The organism is Pseudomonas sp. PDM27 (assembly GCF_019219205.1).
In the GTDB taxonomy this organism is placed as follows: domain Bacteria; phylum Pseudomonadota; class Gammaproteobacteria; order Pseudomonadales; family Pseudomonadaceae; genus Aquipseudomonas; species Aquipseudomonas laurylsulfatiphila.
The window spans coordinates 71,745-89,077 of record NZ_JAHUWF010000006.1 but is presented as its reverse complement, the minus strand read 5'-3'; the positions used below and the strand labels follow the sequence as shown (position 1 = coordinate 89,077).

Here is a 17,333-nt window from a genome sequence, read left to right as displayed (position 1 = left end):
CCTGATTCAGGCCAACGCTGCACGGGCGGCAGCGAAGGCATCTGGGGTATTGAGGTTGGATGTCGATACGCCTTCGGCGCAACGCTTGTTCAGGCCGGCCAGCACTTTGCCCGGGCCGCACTCGACCAGATTGGTCGCGCCCCTGGCAGCCAGCGCCTGTACGGATTCGACCCAGCGTACGGGCTTGTACAGCTGTTCGAGCAGATCACGCTTGAGGGTTTCCAGATCGGCCGGCACTTCAGCGCTGACGTTCTGGACCACCGGAATCTGTGGCGCCTGCCAATTGATCGCGGCGATCGATTCGGCGAAACGCTCAGCAGCCGGACGCATCAGCTCGCAGTGGGACGGCACGCTGACCGGCAGTGGCATGGCGCGCTTGGCACCACGCGCCTTGCAGCCTTCGATGGCGCGTTCGACCGCAGCCTTGGCACCGGCGATGACCACCTGGCCTGGCGAGTTGAAATTGACCGCGCTGACCACTTCGCCTTGCGCCGCTTCGGCACAGGCTGCCAGTACGTCGGCATCGTCCAGACCCAGGATGGCAGCCATGCCGCCCTGCCCGGCCGGAACGGCTTCCTGCATCAGTTGGCCACGACGCTCGACGAGTTTCACCGCGTCGCCCAGGCTCAGGCTGCCCGCTGCCACCAGCGCGCTGTATTCACCCAGGCTGTGCCCGGCGACGTAGGCCGGACGCGCACCACCTTCGGCCAGCCACAGACGCCACAGGGCGATCGAGGCGGTCAGAATGGCCGGTTGGGTTTTATCGGTTTGATTGAGTTGCTCTTCCGGCCCTTGTTGGGTCAGTGCCCACAGGTCGTAACCCAGTGCATCGGAAGCTTCTTTGAATGTTTCAAGGACAACCGGATGTTGTGCGCCCAACTCGGCCAGCATGCCGAGGGACTGCGAACCCTGTCCCGGGAAGACGAATGCGAGGGAAGCAGACATGTAACAAGCCCCTAATGATCTTGTCGTCGGAGAAATGGCGCCCCGCTTTGGGGACGCAAGAAACTGACAGTTGGATGGCCCATCGAACCAAGCGGTCACATTTAAGCATTGTCCGACGAAAACGCCTAAAGCAACAAATCCTCCAGACGACCGTGCAGGCGCTCGGGAAGATTCTCCTGAATCTCGATCATGGCGCGCGAAATGGCGCTCTGGAAACCCTGGACCCCGGCAGAGCCGTGGCTCTTCACCACAATCCCCTGCAAGCCGAGAAAGCTCGCACCGTTATGCCGGGCAGGCGCCAGGTCGGCCTGCAGGCGCTTCATCAACGGCAGCGCCAGTGCACCGACCGCACGTGAGGCCAGGCTCTTCTTGAACAAGGCCTCGATGCGCCCGGCAATCATGGTCGCCAGGCCTTCGCTGGATTTGAGCAGGATGTTGCCGACAAAACCGTCACACACCACCACATCCGCTTCGCCACGGTACAAACCGTCGCCCTCGATAAAGCCGATGTAATTGATGCCCCGGGCGCCTTGCAACAAAGTCGCCGCCAGCTTGACCTGCTGATTGCCCTTGATGTCTTCGGTGCCAATGTTCAGCAATGCCACCCGTGGACGGCTGATGCCCAGCGTCTCCGCCGCCACCGAGCCCATGACCGCAAACTGCAACAGATGCTCGGCACTGCAATCGACGTTGGCACCCAGGTCGAGCAATTGGCAGTAGCCCTTTTGTGTCGGGATCGCCGCCACCATGGCCGGACGGTCAATGCCCGGCAGGGTCTTGAGCACGAAGCGCGACAACGCCATCAGCGCACCGGTATTGCCGGCACTGACGCAGGCCTGGACTTTACCGTCGCGCAGCAACTCAAGGGCCACGCGCATCGATGAGTCGGGCTTGCCTCGCAAGGCCTGGGCGGGTTTTTCGTCCATGCCGATGACTTCGCTCGCCGGAGCAATCGACAGGCGCGCGCGATCCACAGCCGAATGGCCAGCGATCAATTCTTCAAGTAGGGAGGGTTGACCGACGAGGGTCAGGTGCAGCGAGGGTGTAGCGGACAGGCAAGCAAGACTGGCCTGGACAATGCTGCGGGGACCGAAGTCCCCGCCCATTGCGTCAATCGCGATGACTTGAGCGGACAAGTGATTACTCGTCAGCGCCCTTGTCGATCACTTTACGGCCACGGTATACGCCTTCTGGCGATACGTGGTGACGCAGGTGAACTTCACCGGTGGTTTTTTCTACAGACAGGGTGCTAGCCTCGAGAGCGTCGTGCGAACGGCGCATGTCACGGGCAGAGCGGGATTTTTTGTTCTGCTGAACAGCCATAATTGATTAACTCCTAAACGTTTGGGTCACGCTTTAACTGCGCCAATACACTGAACGGGTTGGACCGCGTTACCTCGTCCTCGCTCGGTTCGGGCTCATCTGCTCCCGCCGGCTGCTGGCATTCTTCCGGATGATGAGCAGGCACAATGGGCAAGGCGAGCAGAAGCTCCTCCTCGATCAGTGACTGCAGATCCAATGGATCTTCGCCCAGTTCCAGCACGTCATAACCTTTCGGCAACGACTGGGTATTCGCACCCTCCTTCACCACAGCGTAACTGCATTCGCTATGGATCGGCAGGGTGACCAGCTCAAGACAACGCTGGCAAACCATTTTGACTTCAGTGTCGATAAAGCTGTGGATGACCACAGATTTACGTTCATCTCGTTCAAAAACGAATTTAGCCTGCACCGTACCGACATTGTCGGAAAGCGGGTCGCAGAGTCTCTCCAAATCGGCCAGCAGCATTTCACCTTGAAGGGTGGTGCCACGATCAGCCAATTTGCGCGGGTCAACGTGAGGTGGAATCGGGTCATTCAACATAGGCGCAGCATTATAGGGATGCACCCGCCCATGTCAAAGGAAATTCAGCCCTGTCCGTCACTTGGAAGCCTCGCTAGAATTCGCACCTGCCTTATGGAGATGCGCATGCTGCCTTTATTACTCGCTTCCGGCTCGGTCTATCGCCGGGAATTGCTGGCCCGTCTGCAACTGCCATTCACCTGCAGTTCGCCGGATATCGACGAAAGCCATCGCCCCGGCGAATCCGCCATCGCACTGGTCAAGCGCCTCGCCGAAGAGAAAGCGCGCGCCCTGGCCGCCAGCCATGCCGCTCATCTGATAATCGGCTCTGACCAGGTCGCCGTGCTCGGAGAACGGATAATCGGCAAGCCCCACACCTTCGAAAAAGCCCGCGAACAACTGCTGGCCGCCAGCGGCGCCAGCGTGACATTCCTGACCGGCCTGGCCTTGCTCAACAGCCGGACAGGGCACTGCCAGGTCGATTGCGTGCCGTTCACCGTACACATGCGCTCACTCGACGCCACCCGCATCGAGCGCTACCTGCACGCCGAGCAGCCCTACGATTGCGCAGGCAGCTTCAAGGCAGAAGGCCTGGGGGTCAGCCTGTTTCGCAGCACCGAGGGGCCTGATGCGACCAGCCTGATTGGTCTGCCGCTGATTCGCTTGATCGATATGTTGTTGGTCGAAGGGGTGCAAATACCCTGAAAGCAAAAGATCGCAGCCTTCGGCAGCTCCTACAGAGATCACCTGTAGGAGCTGCCGAAGGCTGCGATCTTTTGACCTTAAAGCCGGCTTAACGCAACGACGGACCGTTAAACCCCATCCACATCGCCAAATGCTCAGCCACGCTGGCACCGAGCTTTTTCGAGAAGCGATCGAATGGCGACTCCTGAACGGTAAAGTCCACCAACTCTTTCTCGCCGATCACATCCCGCGCAACCGAACTGGCATTGCCCAGTCCATCGATCAACCCCAGCGGCAGCGCCTGCTCGCCAGACCAGACCAGACCGGAGAACAACTCCGGATGCTCCTTGTCCTTCAGGCGATCGCCCCGCCCTTGCTTGACGCTGTTGATGAACTGCTTGTGGGTCGTATCGAGCACACCCTGCCAGAAAGCGGTTTCTTCCGGCTTCTGCGGCTGGAACGGATCGAGGAACGACTTGTGCTCGCCCGAGGTGTAGGTGCGACGCTCGACGCCCAGCTTCTCCATGGTGCCGACAAAGCCGTAACCGGCTGCCGTCACACCGATGGAGCCGACCAGGCTCGCCTTGTCGGCGTAGATCTGATCCGCCGCGCTGGCGATGTAGTAAGCACCGGAAGCCCCCAGGTCGGAAATGACCGCATACAGCTTGGTGTCCGGATGCAGGCCGCGCAGGCGACGGATCTCGTCATAGACATAACCCGACTGCACCGGACTACCGCCCGGGCTGTTGATGCGCAGGATGACACCCTTGACCTTTTTGTCCTCGAAAGCCGCACGCAGGCTGCCAACGATATTGTCTGCGCTGGCCGGCTCCTTGTCGGCAATCACGCCTGTCACATCGATCAACGCCGTGTAATTGGCACTAAGGGTAGCGGCCTTTTCCATATCCATCAGCGGCGAAAACAGTGCAATAACGCCGAAAAGATACACAAAGGTCAGCAACTTGAAGAATATGCCCCAGCGACGGGAGCGACGCTGCTCCTGCACGCTGGCCAGCAGCGTCTTCTCCAGCAGCTTCCAGCTCTTGTCGTCACCGCTCTCTGCGCTCGCCTTGGCGGGCGCCTTCCATTCGTCGGTCATGCCATCCACCCAAAAAACAACCGGTTAAGCCTGCTGACTCAGCCAGGCGTGCAATTCTGAAAAACGGTCGATGGCCAGTCGCGGCTCATAAAGCTTCAACACATCGATCGATTGAGCGCCATAGCTTACCGCCACCGACTCCATGCCGGCGTTGCGCGCCATCTGCAAATCAAAGGACGAATCACCGACCATCAATGCCTGCTCCGGGCGCACTTCGCAATGCGCGAGGATCTGCTCGAGCATCAGCGGATGGGGCTTGCTGGCGGTCTCGTCGGCGGCACGGGTGATATCGAAGTAATCCTCCCAGCCATGGGCCTTCAACACCCGATCCAGCCCGCGACGGGCCTTGCCGGTCGCCACAGCCAGATGATAACCCTCGGCACGAAATGCCTCGAGCGACTCGACCACGCCCTCGAACAACGGCGAAGGCACGGCCTCCGACGCAATGTAATGTTCAGCATAGTGCTCGCGGAACCCGATCAACTCTGCGTCGCCGATTTCGGGATACAGGGTGCGGATCGCTTCCGGCAAGCCCAGGCCGATGATGCCCTTGACGGCAAAATCGTCGCGCTGTTCAAAACCGGAGCGCCGGGAGGCAACATGCATCGCCTCGACAATCCGGCCAATGGAATCGGCCAGCGTGCCGTCCCAATCGAAGATCAGCAGCTTGTAATCAGATGGGCGCACTCAATCGCTCCACAGTCTTGGCCCACATCTCGTCGACCGGCGCCTGCAACTTCAGCTCGCCGCCATCCGGCAACGGCACGGTCAGCATGTAGGCATGCAGGAACAGGCGCTTGCCGCCCAGATCGCGGATTTCCTTGCTGAAACCTTCTTCGCCGTACTTGGTGTCGCCAGCGATGCAGTGCCCGGCGTGCAAGGTATGCACGCGGATCTGGTGAGTGCGGCCGGTAATCGGCTTGGCTTCGATCAGGGTGGCAAAGTCGCCGAAGCGGCGCAGGACCTTGAACACGGTCACGGACTCCTTGCCCTCCTCCTCGTCGACCTCGACCATGCGCTCGCCGGAGCGCAGATTGCTCTTGCCCAGCGACGCACGGACCTGCTTGATCGAGCTCGCCCAGTTGCCGCGGACCAGCGCCATGTAGCGCTTGTCGACGCCATCACCGCGCAACGCAGTGTGCAAGTGGCGCAACATGCTGCGCTTCTTGGCGATCATCAACAGGCCGGACGTGTCACGGTCGAGACGGTGAACCAGTTCGAGCTCCTTGCAATCGGGGCGCAACTGACGAAAGGCTTCGATCACCCCGAACGTCAGGCCGCTACCGCCGTGAACCGCAATGCCGGCGGGCTTGTTGATCACGATCAGGGCCTTGTCTTCGAAGACAATCGAGGCTTCGAGCCGCTGCAGCAGGCCTTGTGCCAGTGGCACCGGTTCGTCGCGCTCAGGCACGCGAACCGGCGGCACGCGCACGATATCGCCCGCCTGCAGCTTGTACTCGGGCTTGATCCGACCTTTGTTCACGCGCACTTCGCCCTTGCGCAAAATGCGGTAAATCAAGGTCTTGGGCACGCCTTTGAGTCGGGCGAGAAGGAAATTATCAATACGCTGGCCGGCATATTCCGGCGAGACCTCAAGCAGTTGTACGCCTGGAGTCGGGGGGGTAGTCGTCGTCATGCCGCAGATGATAACAATTTTTTATGGAATTGAAGCACTTAATCATTGCTGCTATAGTCGCGAACGCCGCCAAAAGCGGCCTGGACAGCGGACCAACGGTCAAAAACCGGCCCTGACCAACGCAATTCACCAGGACGCGAGGCCGTCCTACGGGGCTTTCGCTACGTAACGGTGGAGTTTGCAGGTGTAACGAGCGCAGGTGACATGAGGCCTGAATCACGCCACAAAGCAGAGTTTTCCACTCGTTTTGCGAGCCATATTCACGGCCAGTTCACAAAGTGCAGTCAGCTGCGAATGACCCCGAGCGAAGGCATCGGAAACAACGCCTAAATTAGCCATGATGCGTGACCTCCCCTTTCGGAGCTCACGGTAAATGCCAACCCGCTGCGGATTCTGCGCGCGGCAGCACCCGAATTATCAGGGATACGTGTAGGGTGGAGATGCACAACCGCCGGACTGTGTAGCAACAGGCTTTCTCAAGACGCTTCATCTCGTCCACAGCCGCTGGTTGATTCCTCCTCCTGACTGAGTGCTTAAGTAGCCACAGCAAGCAGGACGCGTACGTCGCGATGAAGGCCCACATTGGCCGGACTTCGCTGGACACGGGAAATGGCCAACCACTCCCGACGCACCTGACACCGACCGTGAGAAGTCGTGTGTGCCGAACGCCGTTTCCGGCAGCCCGGAAACCGACGGTACTACATGAAAAGAATGCTGATTAACGCAACTCAACCCGAAGAGTTGCGTGTTGCACTGGTAGATGGCCAGCGCCTCTACGACCTGGACATCGAATCCGGTGCACGCGAGCAGAAGAAGGCCAACATCTATAAAGGCCGGATTACTCGCATCGAACCAAGCCTCGAGGCTGCCTTTGTCGATTTCGGCTCTGAGCGCCACGGCTTCCTGCCCCTCAAAGAAATCTCCCGCGAATACTTCAAGAAAGCCCCGGAAGGTCGCGTCAACATCAAGGACGTCCTGAGCGAAGGCCAGGAAGTCATCGTTCAGGTCGAAAAAGAAGAACGTGGCAACAAGGGCGCCGCCCTGACCACCTTCATCAGCCTGGCCGGTCGTTACCTGGTGCTGATGCCGAACAACCCGCGTGCCGGCGGTATCTCCCGTCGCATCGAAGGCGAAGAGCGCAACGAACTGCGTGAAGCCCTGAACGGCCTGGTTGCCCCGGCCGACATGGGCCTGATCGTGCGCACTGCCGGCCTTGGCCGCAGCAGCGAAGAAATGCAGTGGGACCTCGACTACCTGCTGCAACTGTGGACCGCCATCAAGGAAGCCTCGCTGGACCGCGCCGCGCCGTTCCTGATCTACCAGGAAAGTAACGTGATCATCCGCGCGATCCGCGACTACCTGCGCCAGGACATCGGCGAAGTGCTGATCGACAGCGTTGAAGCCCAGGACGAAGCCCTGACCTTCATCCGCCAGGTGATGCCGCAGTACGCCAGCAAGATCAAGCTCTACGAAGACAGCGTTCCGCTGTTCAACCGCTTCCAGATCGAAAGCCAGATCGAAACCGCTTTCCAGCGCGTCGTCGAACTGCCTTCCGGCGGTTCCATCGTGATCGATCCGACCGAAGCCCTGGTGTCCATCGACATCAACTCGGCGCGCGCCACCAAAGGCAGCGACATCGAAGAAACCGCGCTGCAGACCAACCTTGAAGCGGCCGAAGAAATCGCCCGTCAGTTGCGCCTGCGCGACATCGGCGGCCTGATCGTCATCGACTTCATCGACATGACCCCTGCCAAGAACCAGCGCGCCGTGGAAGAGAAAGTCCGCGAATGCCTGGAAGCCGACCGCGCTCGCGTGCAAGTCGGTCGCATCTCGCGCTTCGGCCTGCTGGAAATGTCCCGTCAGCGCCTGCGTCCATCCCTGGGCGAAAGCAGCGGCATCGTCTGCCCGCGTTGCAACGGCACCGGCATCATCCGTGACGTTGAATCGCTGTCCCTGGCGATCCTGCGCCTGATCGAAGAAGAAGCCCTGAAAGACCGTACCGCCGAAGTTCGTGCACAAGTGCCGATCCCGGTGGCTGCGTTCCTGCTCAACGAAAAACGCAACTCGATCACCAAGATCGAACTGCGCACCCGCGCCCGCATCGTCATCCTGCCGAACGATCACCTCGAGACGCCGCACTTCGAAGTGCAACGCCTGCGTGATGACAGCCCGGAAGCGGCGACCAACCAGTCCAGCTACGAAATCGCCGCTGCCGCTGCCGAAGTCGAAGAAGTCCAGCCAGCCGCTGCGACCCGCACCCTGGTTCGCCAGGAAGCCGCGGTCAAGACCGCGCCGGCCCGCGCCAACGCTCCGGTTCCGACCGAAGTTGCCGCTCCGGCCCCGGCTCCGGCCGTCGTGCCTGAGCCAAGCCTGTTCAAAGGCCTGGTGAAGTCGCTGGTGAGCCTGTTCGCCACCAAGGAAGAGCCTGTCGCACCGGTTGTGGTTGAAAAGCCAGCCGCCGAGCGTCCGGCCCGCAACGAAGAGCGTCGCAACGGTCGCCAGCAGAGCCGCAACCGTAACGGTCGCCGCGATGAAGAGCGCAAGCCTCGCGAAGAACGTGCACCGCGTGAAGAGCGCGCTCCGCGTGAAGAGCGTCAGCCACGCGAAGTGCGCGAGCCTCGCGAGAGCCGTGAAGAAACGCCGGCAGTAGCTCGCGAAGAACGCGCACCACGCGCGCCTCGTGAAGAACGTGCACCGCGCGCTCCGCGTGAAGATCGCAAGCCACGTGGCGAGCGTGAAGAGCGCGTGCGTGAATTGCGCGAGCCTCTGGATGCCGCTCCGGCTGCTCCGGCCGCCGCTGCTACCGCAGAAGAGCGTCCGGCTCGCCAGCCACGTGAAGAGCGTGCTCCACGCCCACCGCGTGAAGAGCGTCAGCCTCGTGCCGAACAAGCTGCCGCCGCCGCTGCCGAAGAAGAACTGACCACCAACGAAGAGCAACTGCAGGAAGAGGGTCAGGAAAACGCCGAAGGCGATCGTCCACGCCGCCGTTCCCGTGGCCAGCGTCGTCGCAGCAACCGTCGCGAGCGTCAGCGTGACGCCAACGGCAACGTGATCGAAGGTTCGGAAGAGTCCGAGTCCGGCGAAAACGCCGAAGCGCCAAGCACTGCCGATCTGGCCGCCGGCCTGGCTGTCACCGCAGCCGTTGCCAGCAGCGTGATCAGCGCTCCAGCCGAAGCTGAAGCCAATGTGCAAGCCGAACGCGCCACTGCCGCGACCCTGGAAGCGGCTCAGGTTGAAGCGCCAGCCGTTGAAGCGACCACACCGGTCGAAGTCACCGCCTCGCCGGAAATCGAAGTGGCGCCGGCACCTGAAGCACAGCCAGCCGTTGAAGCGGCTGTCGAGCCGGCTCCAGTGGTTGAAGCTCCTGCCGTAGCTGCAGAAGCTGTCGTCGAGACCGTGACTGAAACCGTTCGCGAAGTGCGTGAAGAGCAAACGGCGTTCAACTGGGTGGCCGAGCCAGCCGTCGCTGAAACACCAGCGCCTGCTGCCGAGACCCAAGTGGCCGAAGCCATGGTTTCCGAGCCGGTGGTTGCCGCCGCGGAACCGGCTCCAGCAGCGGTGGTTGAAGCGCCTGTCGTTGAAGCTGAGGTCGTTGCCCAAGCGCCTGCGCCGGTCGTCGAAGCCGCGCCTGTCAGCGCCCTGACGCCAAGTGGCCGTGCGCCTAACGACCCGCGTGAAGTGCGTCGTCGCAAGCGTGAAGCCGAGCGTCTGCAGAAGGAAGCTGAGCTGGCTGCCGCTGCGGCTCCGGCTGAAGCGGTTGAGGCAGCGCCTGCCCCGGCCGCCGAAGTGGTTGCCGAGCCGGCCGAGTCGGTGATCCACGAAGCGCCGCGTTCCGTTCAGGAAGCGGTAGAGCAACACGAGCAAGCCCTGGAAAAAGAGCACGAGACCAAACCTCTCGCCTGATTCCATCGGCCACTAAAAAGCCCCGCCTGGTGAACCCAGGCGGGGCTTTTTTTATATCCCTGAATATCCCCCAATCCCCTGTGGGAGCGAGCTTGCTCGCGATAGCGGAATGATATTCAACATTGGTGCTAGCTGATCCACCGCTATCGCGAGCAAGCTCGCTCCCACAAGGACCTATGCTGGCCTGAAGGTTAGTGCCTCAGGCACATCCACATCCCACAACACACCTGGATCATCCACGGCCACCTCAAGCACCCGTCCCTGGGCAAACAGCGGTTTCGCGCCACGATCCCCCGATAGCGCCATCAACCCCGCTGCGAAGTCCCGCCCAAACCCGACCGGATGCCCATACTTACCACCCTGTACCGGCACACTGATGCTGTCATTGCCAATACCCGCCACCACTTGCTCGATACTGGACGGCAGGATGAACGGCATATCCCCCAATACCATCAGCCAGCCATCGAGTTGTTTGCAGGCGGCGACCCCGGCGGCAATGCTGTCGCCCATGCCGGTCGATTCGATCAGCACAATCTCGCAGCCATAGGCCTGAGCCATGCGAATCACTTGCGGGCGGTCAGCAGTGGTGACCAATACGCGTTTGCCCAGCGTCGCCGGCAGGTTGACCAATGTGTGCTCGATGACGGACCGCACCACGCCGTCACGCCCGGTGCAATCGGCCACCAACTTATCCTTTTCAGTACCCGCCACCTGGCGAAACCGACTGCCCTGCCCCGCCGCCAGTACGACGACGCCAATGGACTCGCTCATACCTTCTCCCGCCAGACTTTCTTCTGTTTCAGTTCGACGCCATTTTTGACCGCCACGATTTCCGCCATGAGCGACAAGGCAATTTCCGCTGGATTATGACTGCCGATGTGCAAGCCGATCGGACCATGCAAACGGTCAATCGCTGCTTGCGACAATCCCAGTTGAGCCAGGTTCTCCCGGCGCTTCTGGCTGTTGACCCGCGATCCCAGCGCTCCAACGTAAAAGGCTTTGGAATCCAGGGCCGTTAGCAGCGCCATGTCGTCCAGGCGCGGATCATGGGTCAAGGCCACGATGGCCGTGCGTTCATCGGTCTGGATATTCAATACTGCCTCATCCGGCATGCCCGAGACGAATCGTCCGTGCTGCTCTTCCCAGCCATAGACGAACTCGCTGCGTGGATCGCAAATCAGCACTTCGAAATCCAGCAAACGAGCCATTTCCGCGACATAGCGCGACAGCTGCCCCGCGCCGATCAACAGCAAGCGCCAACGCGGCCCATAGATCGCCCGCAAGGTCAGACCGTCGAACGTCAAGACGTCAGCTTTAGTGGCCGGCCGCAGAAGCACTTCGCCGGTGGCCAGGTTCAGTTCACGGGCAACGATTTCATGGGCCTCGCATCGGGACAGCAGTTGCTCGACCCAATCCCCATCGTCGATGCGCTCCTCGGTCAAGCGCAAGGTGCCGCCGCAGGGCAAGCCGAAACGTGCGGCTTCCTCGCGGGTCACACCGTACGTGATCAGCTGCACCGGCGGCCCGTCCAGTGCGAGACGGCCGTCGTGCAGCCGGGCGATCAAGTCATCCTCGACACACCCGCCCGAGACCGAACCAATCACCACGCCGTCTTCACGCAGGGCCAGCATGGCGCCGGGTGCCCGGGGCGCCGTGCCCCAGGTCTCGACCACGCTGTACAACACCACCCGCTGACCGGCGCGCTGCCATTGCAGCACACTGCGCAGGACGTTCAGGTCGGCGCTGTCCATCAGGCTCCGGCCTGCTGCCAGCCCGACAACTGATAACGAACCGGCAGGTTGCGGATGCGTTTGCCGGTGGCTGCAAAGATCGCATTGCACAGGGCCGGCGCAATCGGTGGCACGCCCGGTTCACCGACTCCGCCCAATGGCACATCACCCGGTGGCGTCACCAGATGCACAGCCACTTCTTTCGGTGCCAGGGACATGCGCGCCACTTCGTACATATGGAAGTTATCCTGCTGGACCTTGCCGTCCTTGAAGCTGATTTCCCCGAGCACCGCATTACCCAGGCCCATGACGCAGGCGCCCTCGAACTGCGCGCGAATCCGCTCGGGATTGATCTGCGGTCCGCAATCGACGGCGATGTCGGCCTTGTGCACCACCAGCGTGCCGTCGTCTTTAACCTCCACCTCGATCACCGCCGCCACATAGGTCACGAAGCTGTAATGCACCGCCAGGCCTAGGCCGCGGCCCTTGGGCAGCTCGCGCCCCCATCCGGCGGCTTTGGCGGCGGTCTCCAGTACCGTGCGCAGGCGCGCGGTGTCGATCGGATAGCGCTCGGGGGATTCACCGTAGTTCCACTCTTCGCTCAAGGTGCGCGGATCGATCTGACGGTCCGGGCCGAGCAATCTGATCTGGTACTTCAGAGGATCTTCCCCGGCCTTGTGCGCCAGCTCATCGATAAAACTCTGGATCGCGAAGCCATGGGGAATGTTCGACACCGAGCGATACCAGCCGACGCGGGTATGCACCGTGGCCTCGGGGTTTTCCAGGCGAATGTTGGGGATCGCATAGGCCATGTTGGTGAAGCCCATGCCCAGTTCGAACGCCGCCTCATGGTTCATACCCGGCGCAAACAACGCCGTGATGCTCGGCGCGACCGTACGGTGCAACCAGCCGGACGGCAGGCCGTCCTTGTTCAGGCTGGCCTTGAGGTATTCCGCCGATACGGTGTGGAAGTAGGAACAATGAATGTCGTCTTCGCGGGTCCATTGCACCCGCACCGCTTTGCCGGGGAATTCCTTGGCGAGGACGGCGGCCTCGAGGATGAAGTCAGGCTTGGACTTGCGCCCGAATCCACCGCCCAGCAAGGTCACGTTGAACGTGACCTTTTCGAATGGCAGCCCCAGGCGTTCACCGATCCGTTCCCGGGTGACCTGTGGCGCCTGGCTTGGGCCCCAGGCCTCGCACGCACCGTCCTTGAACCGCGCAATGGCGACCATCGGTTCCATCGGCGACTGTGACAAATGCGGCAAGTAGTAAGAGGCTTCCAGCGTACTGTCGGCGCTGCTCATGGCTTCGTCTATGTTGCCGGTATTGCGCACCACCTTGCCAGGCTTGAGCGAAGCCGCTTCGAGTTCCTTGCGATAGGCGATCGAGTCGTAGCTGGCGTTGGGACCGTCATCCCACTCGATTTTCAGCGCCTCGCGGCCCTTGATCGCCGCCCAGGTATTGCTCGCCACCACGGCGATGCCACCCAGGGGCTGGAATTCCGAAGGCAACGGACGGCTTTCGATCTGCAGCACCTTGACCACGCCGGGGACTTTCATCGCCGCGCTGCCATCGAAACTTTTGACTTTGCCGCCATACACCGCAGGCCGGGCAATGGTCGCGTACAGCATGCCGTCGAAATGCACGTCGGCTCCGTATACCGCACGGCCATTGACGATGTCCTCACCATCGATGGCCTTGGTGCCTTCCTTGCCGATGTAACGGAATTCCGAAGGCTGCTTGAGCCTCAGGCTGTCACGCGCCGGTACGGCCAAAGCGCTGGCAGCGGCGGCGAGCGCACCATAATCCAGTTCGCGGCCCGAGGGTTTATGGATGACTTTATGCAGTTGCGCATGGCACTCGCCGACCGACACTTTCCACTGGTCAGCAGCGGCCTGCTCCAGCATGGCACGTGCAGCAGCCCCGCATCGACGCATCGGTTCGTACCAGTGGCGCATGCTGCGTGAGCCATCGGTGTCCTGGTTGCCGAAGCGGGCTTCGTCGCCCGGGGCCTGTTGTACTTTGACCCGCGCCCAATCGGCTTCCAGCTCATCAGCCACCACCATGGTCAGGCTGGTACGCACGCCCTGCCCCATTTCCGAGCGGTTGCAGATCACGGTTACCGTGCCATCGGCGGCGATGCTCACATAGACTTTCGGATCGTCGACCCAGCCGTGGGGCATGCCGTCGGCACCGAACTTCTTGTCTTTTTCTTCGGCAAAGGCGTCTTGCCAGCCCCAGCTCGCCGCCAATACCAGCGCACTGGTGGCGCCCACGCCTTTGAGAAAGCCACGGCGACTGAGCTGGCTCAGATTGCTCAGGGTGAAATCATTCGGTAACCGGCTCATGCCTTGGCCTCCTTCAGGTGAGTGGAGGCCTGGCGAATGGCGGTCTTGATGCGGTTGTAGGTGCCGCAGCGGCAGATGTTGCCGACCATCGCTTCTTCAATCTGCTCGTCGCTGGGGTTAGGGGTGGTCTTGAGCAGCGCCGTCGCCGACATGATTTGCCCACCCTGGCAGAAACCGCATTGGGCGACCGCCGTGTCGAGCCAGGCTTGCTGGACGACTTTGCCGATCGGGTCGGCGTGCAGGTTGTCGATGGTGCTGACATTCTGACCGACGACGGAACCGATGGGCGTGATGCAACTGCGTGCCGGAGCCCCTTCGATATGAATGGTGCAGGCCCCGCACAGGCCCATGCCGCAGCCGAATTTGGTGCCGTTGTAACCGGCCACGTCGCGGATCGCCCAGAGCAGCGGCATGTCCTCGGTGACGTCGAGTTGATGATCTTGACCATTGAGCTTCAGGGTAATCATGGGCACGCCCGCACGGATCTTGAGTGATGGGGTCGAGCAATCTGCCGCTGGATCTCGGTGGGTCGCACGCAGATCGACTCAGGCTAATCGGCTCTCTTATGCAGACACAAACGGTCTGCACCGGGCCTTTGGTGGAGCAAGAGAGTGCATCGTTAGCTGACTAAGTTAACCGAGCATTAACAAAAAAGCCCTGCACAATAAACATTGTGCAGGGCTTTTTGATCTGTCCTGAAAGCTTAGCTCAATACCGGTTCGGTTCCATTTCCAGGTCGACATGGAATCGTTCTGCAATGTCTTTCTGGATGCGCTGCGCCAGGTTCAGCAATTGCAGGCCCGTTGCGCCGCCATAGTTGACCAGCACCAGCGCCTGCAGCTTGTGAACACCTGCGTCGGCATCGCGAAAACCTTTCCAGCCCGCCCGCTCGATCAACCAGCCAGCGGCCAGTTTCATCTGCCCGTCAGGTTGCGCATAGGCCACCAGGTCCGGGTATTCGCCCTTGAGCCGTGCAGCCAGCGCCGCTGACACCAAAGGGTTCTTGAAGAAACTGCCGGCATTGCCGAGTACGGCCGGGTCCGGGAGTTTCTCGTTGCGGATGCTGCAAATGGCCCGGCTGACATCGCTGGCGGTCGGATGGTCGATACCCTGTTCGGTCAAGCGCTGACGCACCGGGCCGTACTCCAGATGCAAATGCGCGGCACGGTCGAGGGCGAAACGCACACGCAGGATCAACCAGCGCCCCGGTTCCTGCTTGAACAGGCTGTCGCGGTAAGCAAAGTTGCACTCCCCCAGGCTGAAGTCGCGCAGTTCGCCGGTCTGGCGATCGAGGGCGGTCAGGCCGGCGAACACGTCCTTGATCTCGACCCCGTAGGCGCCGATGTTCTGCATCGGTGCAGCACCCACGGTGCCGGGAATCAGGCTGAGGTTTTCCAGGCCGGACAACCCAAGCGCCAGGGTGTGTTGCACAAAGGGATGCCAGGGCTCCCCCGCCTCGGCCTCGATCACCACTTTGCTACCGTCATCGCTCAGCACGCGAATCCCGCGAGTGGCCATGCGCAGCACCAGTGAATCGATATCCGCCGTCAGCAGCAGATTGCTACCACCGCCGATCACCAGTACCGGGACTTTGTGCTCCAGCCCGTAGGCCAGGGCTTCCCGCACATCGGCGTCGCTATGGGCCTCGGCAAACAGCCGGGCCTGGACATCCACGCCAAAGCTGTTGAACGGCTTGAGCGAAACCTGCGATCGAACCTGCAAACTCATAACCGTCCCTTCAATTCAATCACCAGCAAATCACTGGCGCGCTCGATCAAGTCCAACACCTGCTCGAAGCCTTGCTCGCCGTCGTAGTACGGGTCCGGCACTTCATCGACCGGCGACTGGTAACGGCGCAGGAACAGATCCAGCTCGGCCTTGCCCTTGGCGGGCTGCAAGGCCTTGAGGTTGCGCAGGTTGCTGTTGTCCATCGCGAGGATCAGGTCGTAGGTGGCGAAATCGGCGCGGCTGACTTGCCGGGCGCGCTGGGCCGACAAGTCGTAACCGCGCAGCTTCGCCGCGGCCTGACTGCGCTTGTCCGGCGCCTTGCCGACATGCCAGTCACCGGTGCCGGCAGACGCGACCTCAACCTGATCGGCCAGCCCCGCTTCGCGCAGTTTGTGCCGCAGCACGCCTTCGGCCGTGGGAGAACGGCAGATGTTGCCCAGGCACACGAACAAAACGCGCATCACGCCTCCAGCAGGCGACGAACGCGCTCAAGGTCTTCCGCGGTATCGACGCCGGCTGGCGGCGCGATCAATGCGTCGGCCACGTGGATCCGCACGCCGTGCCACAGGGCTCGCAGCTGTTCCAGGCACTCGGTGTTTTCCAGCCAGCATGGACCCCAGTTGACGAAATCCTGCAGGAAACCGGCGCGGTAGGCATAGATGCCGATATGGCGGCGATACGGCACACCTTCCGGCAACTGCCCAGGGTTCACGGCAAACGCATCCCGCGCCCAGGGCAAGGTGGAGCGACTGAACGTCAGCGCCAGGCCATTGAGGTCGCTGACGACCTTGACCACGTTGGGATTGAACAGGGTGTCCGCGTCTTCGATCGGCTCGGCCAGGGTGGCCATGCGCGCTTCAGCGTGGGCCGCCAGATTGGCGGCCACCTGATCGATCACGCTCGGCGGGATCAGCGGCTCGTCGCCCTGGACGTTGACGACGATGGCATCGGGCGCCAGGCCCAGCTTCATCGCGACTTCGGCCAGGCGATCGGTACCGGAATTGTGATCCTCACGGGTCAGCACCACTTCGGCACCGAAGCCATTGCAGGCCTCGACGATGCGCGCGTCGTCAGTGGCAACCACCACCCGCCCGGCGCTGCTTTTGCGCGCCTGTTCCCAGACGTGCTGGATCATCGGCTTGCCGGCGATCAGCAGCAGCGGTTTGCCTGGCAGGCGGGTGGAGGCATAACGCGATGGAATGACGACGGTAAAGGCTGTGGTCATTTATCCAGACGCTCATCGGTGGTCAGGGTGCGCGCTTCCGACTCGAGCATCACCGGGATGCCATCGCGAATCGGGTAGGCCAGGCCGGCGCCCTTGCTGATCAGCTCGGTCTTGTCGGCGCTGAGCTTGAGCGGGCCTTTGCAGACCGGGCAAGCGAGGATGTCGAGCAATTTGGTGTCCATGAGCATT

17 protein-coding genes are annotated in these 17,333 nt (G+C 61.6%); 2 read left to right on the top strand and 15 right to left on the bottom strand.

Features of this window, described 5'->3' with window-relative positions; all coding sequences use genetic code 11:
* Positions 1–6: 6 nt before the first annotated feature.
* From fabD to KW838_RS14450, 4 genes are all read right to left on the bottom strand, one after another.
* A complete protein-coding gene (gene fabD / locus KW838_RS14465; protein WP_007977053.1) occupies positions 7–945 on the bottom strand; it encodes an ACP S-malonyltransferase in 939 nt (312 codons plus the stop codon).
* Positions 946–1,070: 125 nt separating this feature from the next.
* Positions 1,071–2,081 (bottom strand): phosphate acyltransferase PlsX, encoded by a 1,011-nt coding sequence (gene plsX, locus KW838_RS14460; RefSeq protein WP_102700898.1) that lies wholly within the window; start codon positions 2,079–2,081, stop codon positions 1,071–1,073.
* A 4-nt stretch (positions 2,082–2,085) separates the two neighbouring features.
* The gene (rpmF, locus tag KW838_RS14455; RefSeq protein ID WP_003179396.1) at positions 2,086–2,268 is read right to left on the bottom strand and encodes a 50S ribosomal protein L32; all 183 of its coding nucleotides are present in this window, start codon (positions 2,266–2,268) and stop codon (positions 2,086–2,088) included.
* Positions 2,269–2,281: 13 nt separating this feature from the next.
* Positions 2,282–2,809, bottom strand: coding sequence for a YceD family protein (locus KW838_RS14450; protein WP_007942001.1), 528 nt, complete (start codon positions 2,807–2,809; stop codon positions 2,282–2,284).
* 105 nt (positions 2,810–2,914) lie between these two features.
* On the opposite strand from KW838_RS14450, the gene KW838_RS14445 reads away from it, so the two are divergent.
* Positions 2,915–3,493, top strand: a complete 579-nt coding sequence (locus tag KW838_RS14445) for a nucleoside triphosphate pyrophosphatase (protein ID WP_218501409.1) — start codon at positions 2,915–2,917, stop codon at positions 3,491–3,493.
* Between the two features lie 88 nt (positions 3,494–3,581).
* On the opposite strand, the gene KW838_RS14440 is transcribed toward KW838_RS14445, so the two are convergent.
* Genes KW838_RS14440 through rluC form a run of 3 tightly spaced genes read right to left on the bottom strand, consistent with a single transcriptional unit; the run spans position 3,582 to position 6,207 of the window.
* Positions 3,582–4,571, bottom strand: coding sequence for a S49 family peptidase (locus tag KW838_RS14440; RefSeq protein WP_102700900.1), 990 nt, complete (start codon positions 4,569–4,571; stop codon positions 3,582–3,584).
* Positions 4,572–4,595: 24 nt separating this feature from the next.
* The gene (locus KW838_RS14435) at positions 4,596–5,258 is read right to left on the bottom strand and encodes an HAD-IA family hydrolase (RefSeq protein ID WP_218501408.1); all 663 of its coding nucleotides are present in this window, start codon (positions 5,256–5,258) and stop codon (positions 4,596–4,598) included.
* On the bottom strand, positions 5,245–6,207 hold the full coding sequence (gene rluC, locus KW838_RS14430; protein WP_095963753.1) for a 23S rRNA pseudouridine(955/2504/2580) synthase RluC: 963 nt from the start codon (positions 6,205–6,207) through the stop codon (positions 5,245–5,247). The genes KW838_RS14435 and rluC overlap by 14 nt, the downstream gene beginning before the upstream one ends.
* Before the next feature lie 702 nt (positions 6,208–6,909).
* On the opposite strand from rluC, the gene rne reads away from it, so the two are divergent.
* Entirely contained in the window at positions 6,910–10,110 is a 3,201-nt protein-coding gene (gene rne, locus KW838_RS14425) for a ribonuclease E (protein ID WP_218501407.1), read from the top strand.
* 174 nt (positions 10,111–10,284) lie between these two features.
* Here rne and KW838_RS14420 read toward each other — a convergent pair whose 3' ends face one another.
* The 8 genes from KW838_RS14420 to KW838_RS14385 all read right to left on the bottom strand — a co-directional run bounded on the left by KW838_RS14420 (position 10,285) and on the right by KW838_RS14385 (position 17,326).
* On the bottom strand, positions 10,285–10,881 hold the full coding sequence (locus tag KW838_RS14420) for a nucleotidyltransferase family protein (RefSeq protein ID WP_218501406.1): 597 nt from the start codon (positions 10,879–10,881) through the stop codon (positions 10,285–10,287).
* Complete coding sequence (locus KW838_RS14415) at positions 10,878–11,861, bottom strand: XdhC family protein (RefSeq protein WP_218501405.1); 984 nt, start codon at positions 11,859–11,861, stop codon at positions 10,878–10,880. Before KW838_RS14415 ends, KW838_RS14420 begins: the two co-directional genes overlap by 4 nt.
* Positions 11,861–14,191, bottom strand: a complete 2,331-nt coding sequence (locus tag KW838_RS14410; RefSeq protein WP_218501404.1) for a xanthine dehydrogenase family protein molybdopterin-binding subunit — start codon at positions 14,189–14,191, stop codon at positions 11,861–11,863. The genes KW838_RS14415 and KW838_RS14410 overlap by 1 nt, the downstream gene beginning before the upstream one ends.
* Positions 14,188–14,658 (bottom strand): (2Fe-2S)-binding protein, encoded by a 471-nt coding sequence (locus KW838_RS14405; RefSeq protein WP_102700907.1) that lies wholly within the window; start codon positions 14,656–14,658, stop codon positions 14,188–14,190. Before KW838_RS14405 ends, KW838_RS14410 begins: the two co-directional genes overlap by 4 nt.
* Before the next feature lie 241 nt (positions 14,659–14,899).
* Positions 14,900–15,919 (bottom strand): UDP-N-acetylmuramate dehydrogenase, encoded by a 1,020-nt coding sequence (gene murB / locus KW838_RS14400; protein WP_218501403.1) that lies wholly within the window; start codon positions 15,917–15,919, stop codon positions 14,900–14,902.
* Positions 15,916–16,380, bottom strand: a complete 465-nt coding sequence (locus KW838_RS14395; RefSeq protein WP_056727231.1) for a low molecular weight protein-tyrosine-phosphatase — start codon at positions 16,378–16,380, stop codon at positions 15,916–15,918. Before KW838_RS14395 ends, murB begins: the two co-directional genes overlap by 4 nt.
* Positions 16,380–17,144, bottom strand: a complete 765-nt coding sequence (gene kdsB, locus KW838_RS14390; RefSeq protein WP_218501402.1) for a 3-deoxy-manno-octulosonate cytidylyltransferase — start codon at positions 17,142–17,144, stop codon at positions 16,380–16,382. Before kdsB ends, KW838_RS14395 begins: the two co-directional genes overlap by 1 nt.
* Positions 17,141–17,326: a Trm112 family protein gene (locus KW838_RS14385; protein ID WP_003179363.1), complete on the bottom strand. Its 186-nt coding sequence runs from the start codon at positions 17,324–17,326 to the stop codon at positions 17,141–17,143. Before KW838_RS14385 ends, kdsB begins: the two co-directional genes overlap by 4 nt.
* Positions 17,327–17,333 lie beyond the last annotated feature (7 nt).

Coding starts and splice junctions, on each gene's coding strand:
- fabD (WP_007977053.1), bottom strand. CDS start 945: ATGTCTGCTTCCCTCGCATTCGTCTTCCCGGGACAGGGTTCGCAGTCC.
- rpmF (WP_003179396.1), bottom strand. CDS start 2,268: ATGGCTGTTCAGCAGAACAAAAAATCCCGCTCTGCCCGTGACATGCGC.
- KW838_RS14450 (WP_007942001.1), bottom strand. CDS start 2,809: ATGTTGAATGACCCGATTCCACCTCACGTTGACCCGCGCAAATTGGCT.
- KW838_RS14445 (WP_218501409.1), top strand. CDS start 2,915: ATGCTGCCTTTATTACTCGCTTCCGGCTCGGTCTATCGCCGGGAATTG.
- KW838_RS14440 (WP_102700900.1), bottom strand. CDS start 4,571: ATGACCGACGAATGGAAGGCGCCCGCCAAGGCGAGCGCAGAGAGCGGT.
- rluC (WP_095963753.1), bottom strand. CDS start 6,207: ATGACGACGACTACCCCCCCGACTCCAGGCGTACAACTGCTTGAGGTC.
- rne (WP_218501407.1), top strand. CDS start 6,910: ATGAAAAGAATGCTGATTAACGCAACTCAACCCGAAGAGTTGCGTGTT.
- KW838_RS14420 (WP_218501406.1), bottom strand. CDS start 10,881: ATGAGCGAGTCCATTGGCGTCGTCGTACTGGCGGCGGGGCAGGGCAGT.
- KW838_RS14415 (WP_218501405.1), bottom strand. CDS start 11,861: ATGGACAGCGCCGACCTGAACGTCCTGCGCAGTGTGCTGCAATGGCAG.
- KW838_RS14410 (WP_218501404.1), bottom strand. CDS start 14,191: ATGAGCCGGTTACCGAATGATTTCACCCTGAGCAATCTGAGCCAGCTC.
- KW838_RS14405 (WP_102700907.1), bottom strand. CDS start 14,658: ATGATTACCCTGAAGCTCAATGGTCAAGATCATCAACTCGACGTCACC.
- murB (WP_218501403.1), bottom strand. CDS start 15,919: ATGAGTTTGCAGGTTCGATCGCAGGTTTCGCTCAAGCCGTTCAACAGC.
- KW838_RS14395 (WP_056727231.1), bottom strand. CDS start 16,380: ATGCGCGTTTTGTTCGTGTGCCTGGGCAACATCTGCCGTTCTCCCACG.
- kdsB (WP_218501402.1), bottom strand. CDS start 17,144: ATGACCACAGCCTTTACCGTCGTCATTCCATCGCGTTATGCCTCCACC.
- KW838_RS14385 (WP_003179363.1), bottom strand. CDS start 17,326: ATGGACACCAAATTGCTCGACATCCTCGCTTGCCCGGTCTGCAAAGGC.